The organism is Flavobacterium sp. (assembly GCF_965277525.1).
In the GTDB taxonomy this organism is placed as follows: domain Bacteria; phylum Bacteroidota; class Bacteroidia; order Flavobacteriales; family Flavobacteriaceae; genus Flavobacterium.
This window is the reverse complement of the sequence record NZ_CBDIDC010000005.1, coordinates 986,276-1,004,258: the sequence shown is the minus strand read 5'-3', so window position 1 is coordinate 1,004,258 and position 17,983 is coordinate 986,276. Positions and strand designations below refer to the sequence as shown.

Here is a 17,983-nt window from a genome sequence, read left to right as displayed (position 1 = left end):
TTAGAAGTTTAATTTTATATATATAAATAGTTATGGGAACAATTCCAACTTTAGTAGGTGCTGGATTAGTAGTAATCGGAGCAGGTTTAGGTTTAGGTAAAATCGGTGGATCTGCTATGGACGCTATTGCTCGTCAGCCAGAAGCTGCTGGTAAAATTCAAACTGCGATGATTATTATCGCGGCTTTATTAGAAGGTTTAGCATTTGCTGCTTTGATCTTAGGAAAATAATAAAGAAAGAAATAACAACATCTTTAACGGTTGGTTAAAGGTGTTGTTACTTTTAAAAAAGAAATTAAATATTTAATATAGTTATAAAATGGATAAGTTAATTAACGATTTTTCATTCGGTTTATTCTTTTGGCAAGCTTTAATCTTGTTGGTATTAATTTTACTTTTAGTAAAATTTGCATGGAAACCAATTATGGAATCTATTACTGCAAGAGAAGAAGGTATTAAAAATGCATTACTTTCTGCTGAAAACGCAAAAAGAGAAATGGAAAATTTGCAAGCTGATAATCAAAGAATTTTGAATGAAGCTCGTGCAGAACGTGACGCGATGCTAAAAGAAGCTCGTGAAATGAAAGATAAAATGATTGCTGAATCTAAAAACGAAGCACAAGAAGCCGGTCAAAAAATGATCGCTCAGGCGAAAGCTGCTATCGAAAGTGAAAAAAATGCTGCTATGGCTGAATTGAAATTACAAGTTTCTACTTTATCATTAAGCATTGCTGAAAAATTGTTGAAAGAAGAATTATCGAACAAAGAATCTCAAACTAAATTAGTAGAGAAAATGTTGGGTGACGTAAAGTTAAACTAAGATTATGGCAAGTACAAGAGCAGCAATTCGTTATGCAAAAGCAATTCTAGACTTAGCAAACTCTAAAGGTGTTGCCGAAGCTGTAAATAACGACATGAAATCAATTGCTTCAACAATTGATACTAATGCAGAATTGAGTACATTTATTCAAAACCCAACTACAAAAGTTGAAGTTAAAGAAAGTGCTCTTTTAGAAGTTTTTGAAAATGTAAATAGCGTAACCAAAGGGTTATTTCATTTATTATTTGAAAACAAGAGATTTGAAATTCTGGAAGCAATTGCTTTAGAATACAAAAGATTATTTGATGAGAGCAATGGTGTTGAAGTAGCAAAAGTTACAACAGCAATTCCAATGGATGCAACTTTAGAAGCTAAAGTTTTAGCAAAAGTGGCGACATTATCAGATAAGAAAATAACAATAGAAAATGTAGTAGATCCATCAATCATTGGAGGATTTATTTTAAGAATAGGTGATCAACAATACAATGCATCTGTGGCAAACAGATTGCAGGTATTAAAAAGAGAGTTAAGTAATTAGTTTTATTACACATAAAAGTGTCTAAATTATAAATTAAGATGGCGGAAATCAAACCTGCTGAAATTTCAGCAATATTAAGAAAGCAAGTAGAAGGTTTTGAATCTGGTGCTACGCTAGAAGAAGTAGGAACAGTACTTCAAGTTGGAGACGGTATTGCTCGTATTTACGGGCTATCGAATGTACAATATGGTGAGTTAGTTGAATTTGATAACGGACTTGAAGCTATTGTATTGAACCTTGAAGAAGACAATGTTGGTGTGGTACTTTTAGGACCATCAACAGGAATCAAAGAAGGTTCAACAGCAAAAAGAACACAACGTATTGCATCTCTTAAAGTAGGTGAGCAAATGGTAGGACGTGTAGTGAACACTCTTGGTTTTCCAATTGATGGAAAAGGACCAATTGGTGGAGACTTGTACGAAATGCCTTTAGAAAGAAAAGCACCTGGTGTTATCTTCCGTCAGCCGGTAACTGAGCCATTACAAACAGGTATTAAAGCAGTAGATGCTATGATCCCGGTGGGTCGTGGACAACGTGAGCTTGTTATTGGTGACCGTCAAACAGGTAAATCAACTGTTTGTATCGATACAATCTTAAATCAAAAAGAATTTTACGATGCAGGAAAACCTGTATTCTGTATATATGTTGCAATTGGGCAAAAAGCTTCAACTGTAGCAGGAATTGCTAAAATGTTAGAAGAAAAAGGCGCAATGGCTTATACCGTTATTGTTGCAGCTAATGCTTCTGATCCGGCTCCAATGCAAGTTTATGCTCCTTTCGCAGGTGCTGCAATTGGAGAATATTTTAGAGATTCAGGTCGTCCTGCACTTATTGTGTATGATGATTTATCTAAACAAGCTGTTGCTTACCGTGAGGTTTCTCTTTTATTAAGAAGACCACCGGGACGTGAAGCATATCCTGGAGACGTTTTCTACTTACACTCTCGTTTATTAGAGCGTGCTTGTAAAGTAATTGCGGATGACGGAATTGCTAAAAACATGAACGATTTACCGGATTCTATCAAGCCTATCGTAAAAGGTGGTGGTTCATTAACTGCTTTGCCAATTATCGAAACTCAGGCTGGTGACGTTTCGGCATATATCCCAACAAACGTAATTTCGATTACAGATGGTCAGATTTTCCTTGATGGAGATTTGTTCAACTCTGGAGTTCGTCCTGCAATTAACGTAGGTATCTCTGTATCTCGTGTTGGAGGTAATGCTCAGATTAAATCAATGAAAAAAGTTTCCGGAACTTTAAAATTAGACCAGGCTCAATTCCGTGAATTAGAAGCTTTCGCTAAATTTGGTTCTGACTTAGATTCAGTTACTTTAAACGTAATTGAAAAAGGTAGAAGAAACGTTGAGATCTTGAAACAAGGTTTAAATGATCCTTATACAGTAGAAAACCAAGTTGCTATTATTTACGCTGGTTCTAAAAACTTATTAAGAAACGTACCTGTAAATAAAGTAAAAGAGTTTGAAGCAGATTTCTTAGCTTACTTAAACAGTAAACATAAAGATACGCTTAACGCTTTGAAAGCTGGTAAATTAGATGACAACATTACTGATGTAATCGAAAAAGCAGCAAAAGAAATTTCAGCAAAATATAACTAATAAGATAATTCGTTAATTAGATAATTAGAAAATGTTTTAACATCATTCTAATTATCTAATTTTCAAATTGTCACATTTTCTAATTAATAGATGGCAAATTTAAAGGAAATCCGTAATAGAATTACTTCCGTTTCATCGACGATGCAGATTACATCGGCAATGAAAATGGTTTCTGCAGCAAAGCTTAAGAAAGCACAAGATGCAATCACTGCAATGCGCCCTTATGCCGAGAAATTAACGGAGTTGTTACAAAACCTTTCCGCAACACTTGATGGTGAAGTAGGAGGAGATTATACAACACAACGTGAAGTAAAAAAAGTATTGCTTGTTGCTATAACTTCAAACAGAGGTTTATGTGGAGCATTCAACACAAATATTATTAAGGAGGTTAAAAACCGTACTGCATTTTACGCTGGAAAACAAGTTGATGTTTTTCCTATTGGTAAAAAAGGAAATGATGTACTAAGTAAATCTTTTAAAGTTCACGGTCATCATAATGCAATTTTCGATCATTTAACTTTTGAAAATGTTGCCGGAATTGCTGATAACTTAACTCAGAAATTTTTATCTGGAGATTACGACAGAATCGAATTGATCTACAATCAGTTTAAAAATGCTGCCACACAAATCGTTCAGACAGAACAATTTTTACCGTTAGCTCCAATTAAATCTGATGTGCCGGTTTCGACAGGAGATTATATTTTCGAGCCTTCAAAAGAAGAGATTGTATTAACTTTGATTCCTAAATCATTAAAAACACAATTATACAAAGGTATTCGCGATTCATTTGCTTCAGAACACGGAGCGCGTATGACAGCTATGCACAAAGCAACTGACAACGCAACTGAATTAAGAAACCAATTGAAATTGACTTATAATAAAGCACGTCAGGCAGCTATTACTAATGAGATCCTTGAGATCGTTGGTGGAGCAGAAGCTTTAAACGGATAATTTATTCAAGACATACAACAAAGAACCCGACAAGCAATTGTCGGTTTTTTTGTACGTATTGCTCAGTAAATTGAAAGAAAAAACGTATATTTGATTTTTAGACATTTATAATATATGCTTTTCATTCCAGAGCCTTCGTATGAAGACTATTTAACGTATAAGATTAAAAAAGGAGATACATTACTCAGTGTAGCTCAAGATTTAAGCATCGAGCCTTCCTTTCTCAGAAGTTATCATAATCGATTTTGCATATCCGTAAAAGATTTAATAGGGGCAGACTTTCCTTACCATTTGGAATATGTGATTTTAGCTCCGGAAAAGATCGAACTTACAGATGACGAAAAAGAAAAAGACAGGAAAAAGGTAGTTCATAACAATTGTTCTATCATTCTTTCGCTCGACAGCGCACAAATTAACAATTCATACAGTGTTGTTTATACCATACAAAATGGAGGTAAAATAGATACCGTAAAACAGCAGTTCAATATAAAATGGAAAGCAAAAAGCGATAATAACTTTTATTTTTTTGAAGTTAATCGTATTGAATCTACTTACGTTAACGATTCTATAACGAATACTATGGTCGAAGAAATTGCCCAAAAAGCTTCTTCTGCATTATATCCTTTATTGGTGGTTGTTGATGAAAGGGGAAAGTGGGTTTACATTAATAACTTCAGTCAGATTGAAGAACGCTGGCAAGAAACAAAAAAAGAAATCAGAAAATACTATAAAAGAGATCAGGTCGAAAAATATTTTTCTATATATGATAGAAACTTAGAAAATAGTGATGCGCTATATTTTTCAATGTCAAAAGACTGGTTTTTGAATGCTTTTTTTAACGGAATCCATATTCAATTTCCTTCTTCTTTATCTATTCAAACAGAGATTGACTTTCCTCTAATGGCAAAAAGTGAAAACCTAAATTATAAAGTAAATCAAAAAGTAGATGATTATCTCGATATCGATAATTTCATAGTAATTGACATTGATGGAAAATTAGATGATGATCGCCATAAAACCGATTTTGAGAGAGAATTAAATTTACCTGTAAAAGAATATTCAGAAGAAAAAGTTGCTGGCAATTACAGGGCAAAATACTTCCTGAATCCTTTAAATCATATGCCCGAAGCCATTTTTGTAAGTTGTAGTTTAGAATTAGATACTCCTCAAAAATATTCCGTTACGATATCTAATCTAAATGATAAAAAGGAAATGAGAACAACTCCCGAAATACAATTATTTGTTGAAGAAGTCAAACCCAAAAAAAAATGGTGGCAATTTTAAAGAACTAATATTATGAGCGAAAAACATTACGTAGTACAGGGAGCTACGTGCAAATGCAAGTTTAGTGAAGACTCCTCTAAAACAGATAAAATTAAAGTTAAAACACAAACCAAACATTTTGGTAATGATAAGGAAGGATCTGATAAACTTCTTGCCACAACCAAAGAAATTGGTCAGACTTTAGAAAAAAATACTTTTGGTAATTGCAAAAAAACAACCTACCGGCAGCTCGTTTGCACCTTGTCAGGCCGTAATAACAAAGTGGAGCGGTCATTATGAAAAAGTAACATTAAGTAACCAAGGTAAAATATTATTGGAAGACAGCAAAGCAACCTGCCCACTTGGAGCGCCCGATTGTATTGAAATTACAAATCACGGGCAAACAGCAGAACCAGGCGAGCAAAATTTTAAAAATGTTGACACAATGGTGCATAACCTTATAAACCCAATGGTTGATGTTAGGGATATGTATGCAAAAGAAGCTGCACATAAGGGATTAAATTTCTAATGGCAATAATTTGAATAAAATTTAAAATGGCAAAAGGTGTAAAAAGAATAAAATGGACAGGAAAAGGAAAAGTAATATCGAACTTATCTACCCCTAATAAAAAAGTCGTAATTGCAGGAGATCAGGAAGTTTTTTTTGAAGTTGATTTATGGTATGAAGGAACGACAGAAGCAGATAAAAAAAAGGACATTACCTGGATACTTCAAGATCGAAAAAAGAATACGATTATTGTACAAAGAATACATTCTGCAAACGTACCACAAAGAATAAGTATTCCTAATGCCTTATGCGGACCATTTGAATATTATATAGAAGCTAGTCTTTCAGGCAATAGAGATGTAATAAACCAAACAGGTTTGGTGGTACGCGGGCATTGTCCTGCAAAAATAGTAAGCAGTAAATGGTGTACAACTAATGATGGTAAAGATGTTACCAAAGAGCACCTATTTAAATATGGGGAAACCATCTACTTAAATTTAATGACAGAAGGACTTAACGGAAATTTAAATTTAACTGTTGATATTTTTAGAAAATCCGGTGATGGCAAAACTCCATTGCATCGATACACCAGTGTCGATGTAATTGATGGCGAAATAAATCTAGCTTTAAAAAACACTTTTTCGTGGTACCCAAAACTAATGGGGATAAAAGAAACGGAAGAATTTTATGTAAAAGTTTTTGATCCTGCTATTAAACTCTATATCCCTAATGGTAAAGACGAGACTAAACATGCCTGTTATCTAAAAATTAATAAAAAAATAGCTTCTCAGGAAGTAAAGCCTCCAACAAATTTATCTCCTTTAAAAACGGGAGATCCTGACAAAAACAAAGAAAGACACGAACTTTGCAGATTTGAAATTATTGAGATTACTGAAAGCAAAAAAACACCGATAAGGCTTTTTGATAATGGTGAAAAATTAAAAAATGTATCGAATCCTAAAACACCAATTTTAAAAACGATTCTTTTTGATTTTGAAAAATATGATATAACTACAGAGGCAAAAACAACACTCAATAATGTTCTGCAATATTTGTTAGGATCGCAACATTCTTACATAAGAATTGATGGTCACGCCTGCGTAATAGGAAAAGAGCAATACAACCAAAAATTATCGCAACAACGAAGCGATGCTGTAAAAAAAATATTTACAGATGGAGGTTTAGATGGCAGTAGAATTGTTTCTATTGGTCGTGGAGAAGTAAACCCAACCGATGATAAAAAAGGACGTGATAATATTAAATATAAAAGCGACAAAGAATATATCGAAAATCGTCGCGTAGATATTACTTTTGATTCTTATGGGCATGATGCCCAAACTGTTGTTTATGAAACAATTGCGCCAAGTACTAACAAAAACATTACAATTGATATAACAGAATACCAAAACAAAGGCTGTTTTAGAGAAAAAGGAAAACACAAAAAAAACATTACAATAAATTCTACGGAGTATACTAAAGCAATAGATCAAGTTACAAATAAATTAGATTTTCCGATAAAATCAAACTTAAGCCAGTTTAATCTTTTTCCATTAAAGTATATTTGGCCGAAAGTTTTCGCAAATCAATATGCTATTGGTGTGCATTCCTGCCGCTATTTTTCTAATGACTCGAATCCTACTATTCAGGTAATGGTTTATCCCGACATCAAGTGGGAATTAGCATTTGAATTAAAAATAGATGTAAAAGATTATTCTCACACTAATATGCCAGTAGAATATAGGATTTTTGAAAAACATCAAAAAATAGCAACTAAAGAAGGATATAAAAGATGGTTGATGAATAAAAATGGGGAGATCCCTATTGTGGTTGGTATAGGACTTAAGGCAGAATGGGATGATGCGCAGCGAAAAATAAGTTTAACTAAAGAATGGGAAAAGAAAACAGAGATATTAGCAAAACAATTAGCAAAAGCTATTGATTTGATTAAAGGTGGAATTAATGTGTGTCGTGGAATATTAGAAACTACTTCAATACCTGTTAGTTTTGGTGTACAATATCCGAAATTTGAAATAGTAGGTTCGTGGTATTTGCAAAAAGAGGAGAACTTTTTAAATCTTGCAATGGTTGGGAAATTAAATTTTGGAGCAAAACCTTTTATAGGAGCAAATTTAACTATTGATCTAATTGCAGCAGCAATAACAGTTGCTTCATATGCAACAACAGGTAGCCCTGCAATTTCAAAAATTGTTGAAAAAATAAGAAGTACAGGTAAGAAGGTTGGAGCAGAGATTTCTGCAGATGCAAAATTCTATGGAGAGATTGAAATAATGTTCAATGATGTTCTTATAAATAGTATACAAGGAACTCAAAATGGATATTTATTAATTGGTGGTAAAATGGGTATGAAATTAATTGTAGAAGTAAAAGCAGGCAATAATCCTTGGTATAGAAAAAAATCACCTATAATAACTTTTGAAGCTTTGGCACGGGCAACTGGAGATGCATATTTTGGAGGAGAAATGAAAATCGACTCAGATAATAATGGTATTTATATAGAACCAACTTTAAAATTTTCAGGACTTGAAATAACATTTGAAGCAGAAGTTACAATTGGATGGTTTAAGGAGGGAGTCGAAAAGAAATATTCTGAGGTTGTACCTAAAAAAGAAATTAAACTAAGTAAACATTATTTAAATTAAATACAAAATGGGAAATTATAAAATAAACAATCCTTATTACGAACTTTATCCAAATCTAAATTGTGCTGGAAAAGTTTTAGTAAATGACGTACCTGTTTTTAGTTTTTTAGGTCAGGATTCTAAAGATGGAATTTTAGACGGTTCTGTACCTATCAATCACATTGTTTTACAAAGTGGAAAATATAAAGTTGTAGGGAAGTTGCTTCCAAGATTCGGGCAAAAAACTTTAACAGAAAATGACGGAATGAATATTTCGTTCAATCTATCCGATATTGACAATTGGAAAGAAACAAAACATAGCTTTTTTCCAGAATTAAATAGCCCTGGACCTTCTTTTGATAAAAATAATAAAATTACAAGTCCAGTAAAAGGACTACCTTTTTTTGAAATTGCTGCAGAAATTGAAGTAGAACTTCCTTTTGTTTTAGATGGTTGGCAAAATTCGGTTGATTTATCTAAAATAGAAAAATCAATTATTAAACAAAAAGTATTAGAGTTTTTTATTCAAATTCATGCTCTTTTAAAAGAGCATAATGCAAGTAAATTTTTAGAATTATCTAAAGAAAAAGAAGATTTACAAACTAAAGCTTTTTATTTTAATTCCATTAGAAAACAAGAAGTTAGAGATAGTATTATAAACTTATTTAATAAAAAATTAGATGTACTTCCTTTAAATGAAGCTGAATTAAAATTAGAATTTTATGGGTACGGTAAATTAGTTTCATTAGTACGATTGGATGGAAGTTCCGCGCTTCAATTTAAAAAAAATATAGCCGAGGGTGAAAGAAATATTGAACTTGAAGTTAAGCTTCATGCCAGAACTTTAGAAAAAGGATTAAGTATTATATAAGTAATTATTTATGAATAGAAGAAGATTTATTATAAATACAGGGTTAGGAGCATTAGGCTTATACATATCTCCTGCCCTTGTAAGTTGTACAAATAATAATGTGATTAACCTAAATACAATTTTAGATCAATCTTATTCCATTTTATCTTCAACTAATTTTTTGAGTAAAGTGGGAAACGAAACTTTTGGTTATTATCAATTTGATGAAGATAATTTCACAATTGAAAATTATAAAGGAAAACAATCATTTATATTTTATAAAAACTCAAAAATAATTGGGTTCACCTTACAAATAGAAGGAAATGATTTTTTTTCTCAAAATGAAAAGTATCTTTCAAAATCAATTGGAAAATATAAAACTAATTTTAGAAATGAATTTGGAGAAGAATTACAGTGGAATAGTTTAGGAAAAGTAATTAAGCTTTCTGTTAATAATTTTAAAGATCTACCTCAATTAACTTTTTACAGTGAATTTTTAGAAGGATTAAATCTAGTTCTTTAATATGAATGGTTAAAACACACTTAGAAAAAACAAATATAGCACAGAACTTACATTTCCACTTATGATGAGTCACTAATGCAAGGATTAAAGGTTTACTTGACGATGTAAAAAATGGTTTCAAAGTAATGCCTTTTCCACAAGATACTATCTTAAGATTTTACGGTTATGGAAAGTTAGCAACATTTAAAAAACTAAATGGAGAACCTGCATTTTATTTATATAATGAAGAAACAAAAGAAGAACTCATGATCGATCAAATGTTCTATATTCCTAAAGGAAATTCGGAACTTGAGATAATTTAGTTGTTTATTGTATAAAAATAACGCGATTGAATTTATTTTATAAATTCTAATAAAGACATACAAAAAAGAGCCGATAAGTAATTATCGGCTCTTTTTATTTATATAGTAGTTTTAGTTTTTCTAATTTTTAAACTTATAAAATGGTGATTCTCAATTCAATCAAAAACTGAGAATCAGTTACCATTTTATAAAATTATTGACAGATTTATCACCTCTGTAGTGCTTTGTCTTTTATGGGAACAAACTAGCTTTATCAGTCCCAATGCTCTGTTTTTTTGAGGGTTACATATCAGCAGAATCAATCCCTTGTGCTTTGTCTTTTATGGGAACAAACTAGCTTTATTAGTCCCAATGCTCTGTTTTTTTGAGGGTTACATATCAGCAGAATCAATCCCTTGTGCTTTGTCTTTTATGGGAACAAACTAGCTTTATTAGTCCCAATGCTCTGTTTTTTTGTGAGGGTTACATTTCAGCAGAATCAATCCCTTTGCTTTGTCTTTTGTGGGAACAAACTAGCTTTATTAGTCCCAATGCTTTGCTTTTTTTTGAAGGGTTGTATTTTAGCTTTGCTCATTCCCTTTGATACAAAGTTAGCACAGAAGTACTCGTGGAAACTTATACAATTTTTAATCTTTATTATAGATTTCACACATCTTATTATGATGAGAATTATTTGATGGGCAATGCAAAAAAATGAGTATTTTTGAAACCTATTTTTAATACAATGAATCTACAACTAAAAGAGCTTACTACAATAGAAACAATGGTGGCTCAAATTGAAACCATGCGGTTTCTTTATCCTAATTTATCAGTTGAAAAATATCAGGCTTACCTTTCTGAAATGGTTCCTCACAATTACATTCAGATTGGAGTTTTTGACAATGATATGTGCGTGGGAATTACCGGTTGCTGGGCAGCGACAAAATTATGGACAGGAAAATATCTTGAGATTGATAATTTTGTAGTAAACCCCAATTTTCGTTCAAACGGAATTGGAAAATTGCTCACAGATTATATCGAGAAAAAGGCTTTAGATCTGGATTGCAGTTCTATAGTTTTAGATGCTTTTACCGGAAATTTTGCGGCACATCGCTTTTACTACAATCAAGGCTATGCACCAAAAGGTTTTCATTTTGTTAAAATTCTGGACGAAAAAAAACTAACTCAATAAAATTACAAGCCAATTTTTTTATTGAACCTACAAAATCAATAATAAACCAAAGAATTGGTTATTTTTGTTTTACAAACTTTATTATAAAATTATTTTGGGATTATATAAAAATCTGTTCAAACAAACTGCTATTTACGGACTAGCAACGGTATTGCCAAGAATGCTAAGTTTTTTATTAGTAAGATTGTATACTGGTATTTTACCAACTGCAGAATATGGCGAGGTTTCGATTGTTTTGTCGTGGATGGTTTTCTTTAATGTGGTTCTTTCATACGGAATGGAAACGGCATTCTTTAGATTTTACAGCGCCGAGGACGATAAGAAAAATGTAATCGCCACTTCGACAATATCGATCTTTTGGTCGTCAATTATTTTCTTATTTGCCGCTTTAATTTTTAGAAACACGCTGGCAAGTCTTGCTGAAGTTGATGTGCAGTATATTACGTACACGGTTTGGATCTTAGTTTTAGATGCTTTGGTTTTAATACCTTTCTCTAAACTTAGGGCCAATCAGCGACCGAAGGTTTACGCAGCAATTAAAATTGGAAATGTGGTAATCAATTTACTACTGAATATATTTTTCTTAATGTACCTGCCACAACTTGCAGCTTCACATCCTAATTCAGTTTGGGATAATTTATATGTCGAGAATTTCCAGATTGCCTATATTTTCATAGCCAATCTACTGGCGAGTTTAGCCACTTTTATTGTGCTTTCGCCAAATTATCTTTCGTTGGGAAGAAAATTCGATCCGGTATTATGGAAGAAAATGATGAAATATGGTTTACCAATTTTAGTTGCGGGATTAGCATTTGCGGTTAATGAACATTTTGATAAAATCCTATTAGGATATTTATTACCAGAGAATCTCGCAAAATCAGAAGTAGGTGCTTATTCAGCATGTTATAAGTTAGGTTTATTTATGGTTTTGTTTGCAACAGCTTTTAGATTAGGAATAGAACCTTTCTTTTTTAGTCACGCTAAAAATGCCAATGCACCACAAACATATGCTGTGATCACAAAATATTTCGTTATACTGGGTTCGTTGATTTTGTTAGGGGTTATTGTTTTTGCAGATGTCTTAAAGTATCTTTTGCTTGACAATAAAGCCTATTGGGAAGCGATGAAAGTAGTTCCTTTGATTATATTGGCAAACTTCTTTTTAGGAATTTACAACAACTTATCAGTTTGGTATAAACTGACAGATAAAACAAAAATAGGAGCTTATATCTCAATTGTTGGCGCTATCGTAACTTTGGTCTTAAATTATTTCTTAATTCCAAAGTACAGCTATTACGGATCAGCTATTGCAACTATTTCAGCTTACGGAAGTATGATGTTAATATCTTATGTTTTAGGAAACAAATATTATCCAATACCTTATGACATGAACAAAATTGGGGCTTATTTAGGAATTTCAATTGTATTTTCGGCTATTTCTTTTTACGGATTTAGAGAGAATTATTTTGTTGGAGTTCCCTTATTTTTAGCTTTCATCTATTTTGTGTATCACAACGAAAAAGAAACGATCAAAGGAATTATGAATAGAAAGTAGAATTGAGTTTAATATTCAATTTGATTTTTTAATCTTTTAAATAAAAATGAAAATACAAATTATCAACAAATCACAGCACGCTTTACCAAACTACGAAACAATTGCTTCGGCAGGAATGGATCTGCGTGCCAATTTAACTGAATCTATTACGTTAAAACCATTAGAGAGAACCATCGTAAAAACGGGTCTTTTTATAGAATTGCCAATTGGTTACGAAGCACAAGTAAGACCAAGAAGTGGTTTAGCAGCAAAAAAAGGAGTTACGGTTTTAAATTCTCCAGGAACTGTTGATGCTGATTATAGAGGAGAAATAGGTGTAATTTTAGTAAATTTATCAAATGAAGAATTTGTAATCGAAAACGGAGAGCGAATTGCACAATTGATAATTGCTAAACATGAAAGAGCGGAGTGGATGGAAGTTGCAGAACTTTCTGAAACCTCCAGAGGCGAAGGCGGCTTTGGAAGTACCGGGGTAAAGTAGTTTTCAGTCGCAGTCCCAGTAATAAGTTTCTATACTTTGGGACCTTAAATGAAATGAATAAATCTGGTGAACTTTGCGATTCAATAGTTCTCAGTCGCAGTTTTCAGTTTCTGTACTTTGCGATCTTAAAAAATAAAATGAATAAACCTAGCGATCTTTGCGAATAACCTTTTGCGAACCTTGCGGTTAAATAAAAAAAACACAAATGAAAATAATCGTTCCAATGGCAGGTCGGGGATCAAGACTTAGACCACATACTTTAACCATTCCAAAACCATTAATTCCGGTTGCAGGAAAATCTATTGTTCATCGTTTAGTGGAAGACATTGCCGAAATATTAAAAGAGCCTATTGAAGAAGTTGCTTTTATTTTAGGAGATCCTGCTTTTTTTGGAGATGATCTTGTAGCAAGTTTAGAAGAATTAGCCGGAAGTTTAGGAGCGAAAGCTTCAATCTATCGTCAGGATTTACCTTTAGGAACAGGTCATGCTATTATGTGTGCAAAAGATTCTTTATCTGGTCCTGCGGTAATTGCTTATGCAGATACATTGATCAGAGCCGATTTTGAATTAGATCCTGCTGCTGATGCTGTAATTTGGGTAAAGCAAGTAGAACAACCGGAAGCATTTGGAGTTGTAAAATTAAATGCCAATAACGAAATTATAGAATTGGTTGAAAAACCAAAAGAATTCGTAAGTGATTTAGCAGTTATCGGAATCTATTATTTTAAGGAAGTTGGTGATTTGAAAAAAGAACTTCAAGGCGTTTTGGACAATAATATCCAAAATGGTGGAGAATATCAAATCAACGACGGGATCAAAGCGATGATGGCTAACGGTAAAGTTTTTAAAACAGGTAGCGTTGACGAATGGATGGATTGTGGAAACAAAGATGTTACTGTTGAAACCAATTCGAGAATGTTAGGGTTCTTGCATAATGACGGAGAACATTTAGTAGATTATGATGTGCAATTAGAAAACTCAACGATTATTCCTCCTTGTTATATTGGTGAAAATGTAGTATTGAAAAATGCAACAGTTGGTCCAAATGTATCTATTGGGAAAGGATGTCACGTAATTGACAGTTCTATTAAAAATAGTTTGGTACAAACTTATTCTCAAATAAAAAACGCTAACTTAGACAATGCCATGATAGGAAATCACGTTGTTTATGATGGTAAGTTTACCAGTATTAGCATTGGTGACTATTCGGTTTTAGAATAAATATACGTTTTGAGATTCGTTTTTGTTTAAAGATTAAAATTTAAAGATGATACAAAAGGGAGTTATAGTAATTCTATTTTTTGTTTTGCTCGGCAATCCAATTTCGGTTATGGCTCAGACAGAACCGGAAGATATTGCTATGGCAACAGATGATTATCAAGATGCTTTTTATGAATCATTAAAACAAAAAGGAATCGAAAATTATGATAAAGCTATCGTATCATTACAAAAATGTATTAAGTTAAAACCTAATGACGCTGTTGCTTATTTTGAATTAGGAAAAAATTACCTGTCTTTAAAAGATTATGGAAACGCACAGGATTCGTTTGAAAAAGCGACACAATTAGATCCAAAGAATAAATGGTATTGGTTGGGAATTTATGATGTAAGTTTTGAAACCAAAAACTATCCCTTGGCAATTGAAACAATTCAGAAAATAATTGCTTTTGATGAAGAATATAAAGACGATTTGATTTCGTTGTATATGATCACCAACCAATTTGACAAAGCACTTATTACGATTAATGAGATGAACGATAAATTCGGGAAATCAGAAGATCGTGACCGCTACAAAATGCAGATTTTATCTCAGGGGAAATATCAAAATGCAGAAATCACAAATCTTATTGATCAGATAAAAAAGAATCCGAAAGAAGAATCAAATTATGTAAATCTGATCTTTTTATATTCTAAAGCAGAAGAAACAGATAAGGCCGTAGATGTTGCAAGACAATTAGCTAAAGAAGTTCCAAATTCTGAATGGGCACAAGTCAGTATGTTCAAAGTATATTTAGACGCCAATCAAGCTGATAAAGCGATTAAGTCTATGAATGTAATTTTGTCAAGTTCAAAAATTGATTCAAAAATAAAGCATCGTACCCTGAATGAGTTTTTGATTTATGTGAATAAAAATCCACAATATGCTCCAGATTTAGAAAAAGCGATATCTTATTTCGATAACGATAAAGAAATAGACGTTGCAAAAGAAATTGGGAAATTTTATCATAGTAAAGGGCAGTTCGATAATGCTATTAAATATTACGAAAAAGATTTAAAAACAAATTCAGATACAGATCGGGAAACCAATTTGTTATTGCTTGAAGCTTATACGCAGGCAAAACAATTTGAACCAATGACCAAAAGAGCGATGAATATGATTGAAGTTTATCCAAGTCAGCCCCAATTTTATTATTATGCCGGTTTAGGAAACAATCAGTTAAAACAATTTAAAAACGCAAAAACCGTTTTAGAAATGGGACTTGATTATGTTGTGGATGATAAAACGCTCGAGGGAAATTTTAATATTCAATTAGGAGAAGCGTATAATGGTTTGGGAGATGCGAAGAAAAAAGAGGAATACTTTTTGAAGGCAAATGAATTATTAAAGAAAAAAAAATAAAAGACTAAATTCAGATGAAAAAATATATAGCGCTAGTATTGTTGATGGCTTTTATAGTTTCTTGTAAATCAAAAGCGGTTGCGGTACAAAATAATAATGGTACCACTGAAGTTGTTACAAAAGAAGATAAGAAAGCAATTGAAAAACATTATGACAATAAGTTAGATTTCTCTACTTTATACATAAAAGCCAGCGCCAGATATGTTGATGATAAACAAAGTCAAAATGTTACTGCGGATATTAGAATCGAAAAAGACAAACAAATTTTAGTAAGTGTTCGCTTTTTAGGAATTACAATGGCTAAAGCTTTGATAACCCCAACTACTGTAAGTTATTATGAAAAAATAAACAGCACTTATTACGAAGGTGATTTTAGCAGTTTAAGCAAATGGCTCGGCACTGAACTGGATTACAGCAAAGTTCAGAATTTATTAGTTGGAGAAGCACTGGATGATTTAAGAAAAGGAAAATATACACAGACAATTGTAGAAAACCTTTTTAAGCTGGAAGATGAAAAAGATCATAAACTGAAAAAAGCGTTCTATTTGGATGCAGATAAATATTTGTTGCAAAAGGAAGAGATTTCTCAACCTTCAGAAAACAGAATGTTGCAAATTGCATATGGTGAAAATAAAGTTTTTAATCAGGGGATAATTCCAACAAGTATTGAAATTAATGCAATTCAGCCCAAAGGGAAAACGATTATTAACTTGAATTATAACAATATTTCGTTTAATGAAGAACTTTCTTTCCCTTATAGTGTGCCAAGTGGTTATAAAAAAGTTATAATTAAGTAAATTTGCAAAAAGAAAAAATAAACATGCCAAAATTTCTCCTAAGTCTAATTTTTATTTGTGCCACTACATTTATGTGGGCACAAGATTCGCAACAAGAAAAACTGGAACAGCGTAAAGCTCAGATTCAACAGGAAATTAGAGATAATGAAAAAATGTTGCAGTCTGTAAAGAAAAAAGAAAAATCAGCAGTGAATGTTTTTTTGATTCAGGCAAATAAAATTAAACTGAAAGAGAAACTGATCAATACTACGGCAAAACAGGAAAAACTTTTAAGTAATGACATGTATATTAACCAGGTTAAGGTTAATAAGCTTAAAAAGGAACTTGAAATATTAAAAAAAGATTATGCAAAAATGATTCTGAAATCATATAAAAGCAGATCTGAACAAAGTAGGGCCATGTTTATTTTATCTTCAGAGAGCTTTTTACAAGCCTATAAAAGAGCACAATATTTAAAACAATATACTAATTTTAGAAAAAACCAAGGTTTAGAAATTCAATCAAAAACGAATCAATTAGTTGATTATAATGCGAGGTTGGATGGACAAAGGCAGGTTAAGAAAAAGATTATTGCCGAGAATGAAAAGGAAAAGCAAAGTTTAGAAGTCGAAAAGCAAGAACAGCAAAAGTTGGTGAACTCGATTAAAAAAGATAAGAATAAAATTATTGCCGATACAAAATCTAAACAGCAGGAATCGAGAAGAATCGATGCTAAAATTAAGGATCTTATCCGTGAACAAATTAGATTAGCCAATCAAAGAGCCGAAGAAGAGAGACGTAAAAGAATTGCAGAAGGTAAAGCTAGTGAAGCAGAGAAAGCAGAGGCATCAGCACCTAAAAGTTATTCATCAGACAGAATTACATTAACCCCGGAAGGTAAAATTTTAGCTGCCGATTTTAAAGCAAACAGAGGTAAATTACCTTGGCCGGTAGAGAAAGGATTTATATCTCTTGGTTACGGAGATCAGCCGCATCCACTGTATCCAACACTAACGGTTCATAATTCCGGCGTAGAGATTACTACTGAACAAGGAGCAAATGCACGAGCCGTATTTGAAGGAGTAGTATCAAAAGTTATAGCCTTGTCTCCTGTAAACAGAGCTGTTTTTATTCAGCACGGAGATTACTTTACAGTATATCAAAACCTAAGTTCGGTATCTGTTGAGCAAGGTGACAAAGTAAAAGTCAAACAAGTTATTGGAAAAGTAAGAACCAGTGGAGACACAGGGAAAACAATCATTAAGTTTTTAATTCTTCAAAATACATCAAACAACAATCCGGAAGGATGGTTACAAAATAGATAATAAAAAGGGAGCTAATTAGCTCCCTTTTTGGTAATTCATTTTTTG

General features: G+C 32.3%; 17 protein-coding genes and 1 pseudogene. All 18 read left to right on the top strand.

Going from position 1 to position 17,983, the window contains the following annotated elements:
- Positions 1 to 32: 32 nt before the first annotated feature.
- The 18 genes and pseudogenes from atpE (at position 33) to ACQY44_RS12625 (ending at position 17,938) form a co-directional block, all read left to right on the top strand.
- On the top strand, positions 33 to 230 hold the full coding sequence (gene atpE, locus ACQY44_RS12710; protein ID WP_008465835.1) for an ATP synthase F0 subunit C: 198 nt from the start codon (positions 33 to 35) through the stop codon (positions 228 to 230).
- An 88-nt stretch (positions 231 to 318) separates the two neighbouring features.
- Positions 319 to 819, top strand: coding sequence for a F0F1 ATP synthase subunit B (locus ACQY44_RS12705; protein ID WP_428230709.1), 501 nt, complete (start codon positions 319 to 321; stop codon positions 817 to 819).
- 4 nt (positions 820 to 823) lie between these two features.
- The gene (atpH, locus tag ACQY44_RS12700; RefSeq protein WP_428230708.1) at positions 824 to 1,357 is read left to right on the top strand and encodes an ATP synthase F1 subunit delta; all 534 of its coding nucleotides are present in this window, start codon (positions 824 to 826) and stop codon (positions 1,355 to 1,357) included.
- Positions 1,358 to 1,395: 38 nt separating this feature from the next.
- Positions 1,396 to 2,973 carry a F0F1 ATP synthase subunit alpha gene (atpA, locus tag ACQY44_RS12695; protein ID WP_428230707.1) on the top strand — a complete coding sequence of 526 codons (1,578 nt, stop codon included), beginning with the start codon at positions 1,396 to 1,398 and terminating at the stop codon, positions 2,971 to 2,973.
- Between the two features lie 90 nt (positions 2,974 to 3,063).
- Complete coding sequence (atpG, locus tag ACQY44_RS12690; RefSeq protein ID WP_428230706.1) at positions 3,064 to 3,924, top strand: ATP synthase F1 subunit gamma; 861 nt, start codon at positions 3,064 to 3,066, stop codon at positions 3,922 to 3,924.
- A 114-nt stretch (positions 3,925 to 4,038) separates the two neighbouring features.
- Positions 4,039 to 5,208 (top strand): LysM peptidoglycan-binding domain-containing protein, encoded by a 1,170-nt coding sequence (locus ACQY44_RS12685; protein WP_428230705.1) that lies wholly within the window; start codon positions 4,039 to 4,041, stop codon positions 5,206 to 5,208.
- 12 nt (positions 5,209 to 5,220) lie between these two features.
- A pseudogene (locus tag ACQY44_RS12680) lies at positions 5,221 to 5,716 on the top strand (DUF4280 domain-containing protein).
- A 26-nt stretch (positions 5,717 to 5,742) separates the two neighbouring features.
- Positions 5,743 to 8,355, top strand: coding sequence for an OmpA family protein (locus ACQY44_RS12675; protein ID WP_428230704.1), 2,613 nt, complete (start codon positions 5,743 to 5,745; stop codon positions 8,353 to 8,355).
- A gap of 7 nt (positions 8,356 to 8,362) precedes the next feature.
- Complete coding sequence (locus ACQY44_RS12670) at positions 8,363 to 9,205, top strand: hypothetical protein (protein ID WP_428230703.1); 843 nt, start codon at positions 8,363 to 8,365, stop codon at positions 9,203 to 9,205.
- Positions 9,206 to 9,215: 10 nt separating this feature from the next.
- On the top strand, positions 9,216 to 9,707 hold the full coding sequence (locus ACQY44_RS12665; protein ID WP_428230702.1) for a hypothetical protein: 492 nt from the start codon (positions 9,216 to 9,218) through the stop codon (positions 9,705 to 9,707).
- A gap of 125 nt (positions 9,708 to 9,832) precedes the next feature.
- The gene (locus tag ACQY44_RS12660) at positions 9,833 to 10,009 is read left to right on the top strand and encodes a hypothetical protein (protein ID WP_428230701.1); all 177 of its coding nucleotides are present in this window, start codon (positions 9,833 to 9,835) and stop codon (positions 10,007 to 10,009) included.
- A gap of 724 nt (positions 10,010 to 10,733) precedes the next feature.
- Positions 10,734 to 11,180: a GNAT family N-acetyltransferase gene (locus ACQY44_RS12655; protein ID WP_428230700.1), complete on the top strand. Its 447-nt coding sequence runs from the start codon at positions 10,734 to 10,736 to the stop codon at positions 11,178 to 11,180.
- Positions 11,181 to 11,274: 94 nt separating this feature from the next.
- Entirely contained in the window at positions 11,275 to 12,735 is a 1,461-nt protein-coding gene (locus tag ACQY44_RS12650; protein WP_428230699.1) for a lipopolysaccharide biosynthesis protein, read from the top strand.
- Between the two features lie 46 nt (positions 12,736 to 12,781).
- The gene (gene dut / locus ACQY44_RS12645; protein WP_428230698.1) at positions 12,782 to 13,216 is read left to right on the top strand and encodes a dUTP diphosphatase; all 435 of its coding nucleotides are present in this window, start codon (positions 12,782 to 12,784) and stop codon (positions 13,214 to 13,216) included.
- Positions 13,217 to 13,421: 205 nt separating this feature from the next.
- Positions 13,422 to 14,438, top strand: a complete 1,017-nt coding sequence (locus ACQY44_RS12640; RefSeq protein ID WP_428230697.1) for a sugar phosphate nucleotidyltransferase — start codon at positions 13,422 to 13,424, stop codon at positions 14,436 to 14,438.
- A 46-nt stretch (positions 14,439 to 14,484) separates the two neighbouring features.
- Complete coding sequence (locus tag ACQY44_RS12635) at positions 14,485 to 15,837, top strand: tetratricopeptide repeat protein (RefSeq protein ID WP_428230696.1); 1,353 nt, start codon at positions 14,485 to 14,487, stop codon at positions 15,835 to 15,837.
- Positions 15,838 to 15,851: 14 nt separating this feature from the next.
- A complete protein-coding gene (locus ACQY44_RS12630) occupies positions 15,852 to 16,634 on the top strand; it encodes a DUF4292 domain-containing protein (RefSeq protein WP_428230695.1) in 783 nt (260 codons plus the stop codon).
- Positions 16,635 to 16,657: 23 nt separating this feature from the next.
- Positions 16,658 to 17,938 carry a murein hydrolase activator EnvC family protein gene (locus ACQY44_RS12625; protein ID WP_428230694.1) on the top strand — a complete coding sequence of 427 codons (1,281 nt, stop codon included), beginning with the start codon at positions 16,658 to 16,660 and terminating at the stop codon, positions 17,936 to 17,938.
- Positions 17,939 to 17,983: the final 45 nt, after the last annotated feature.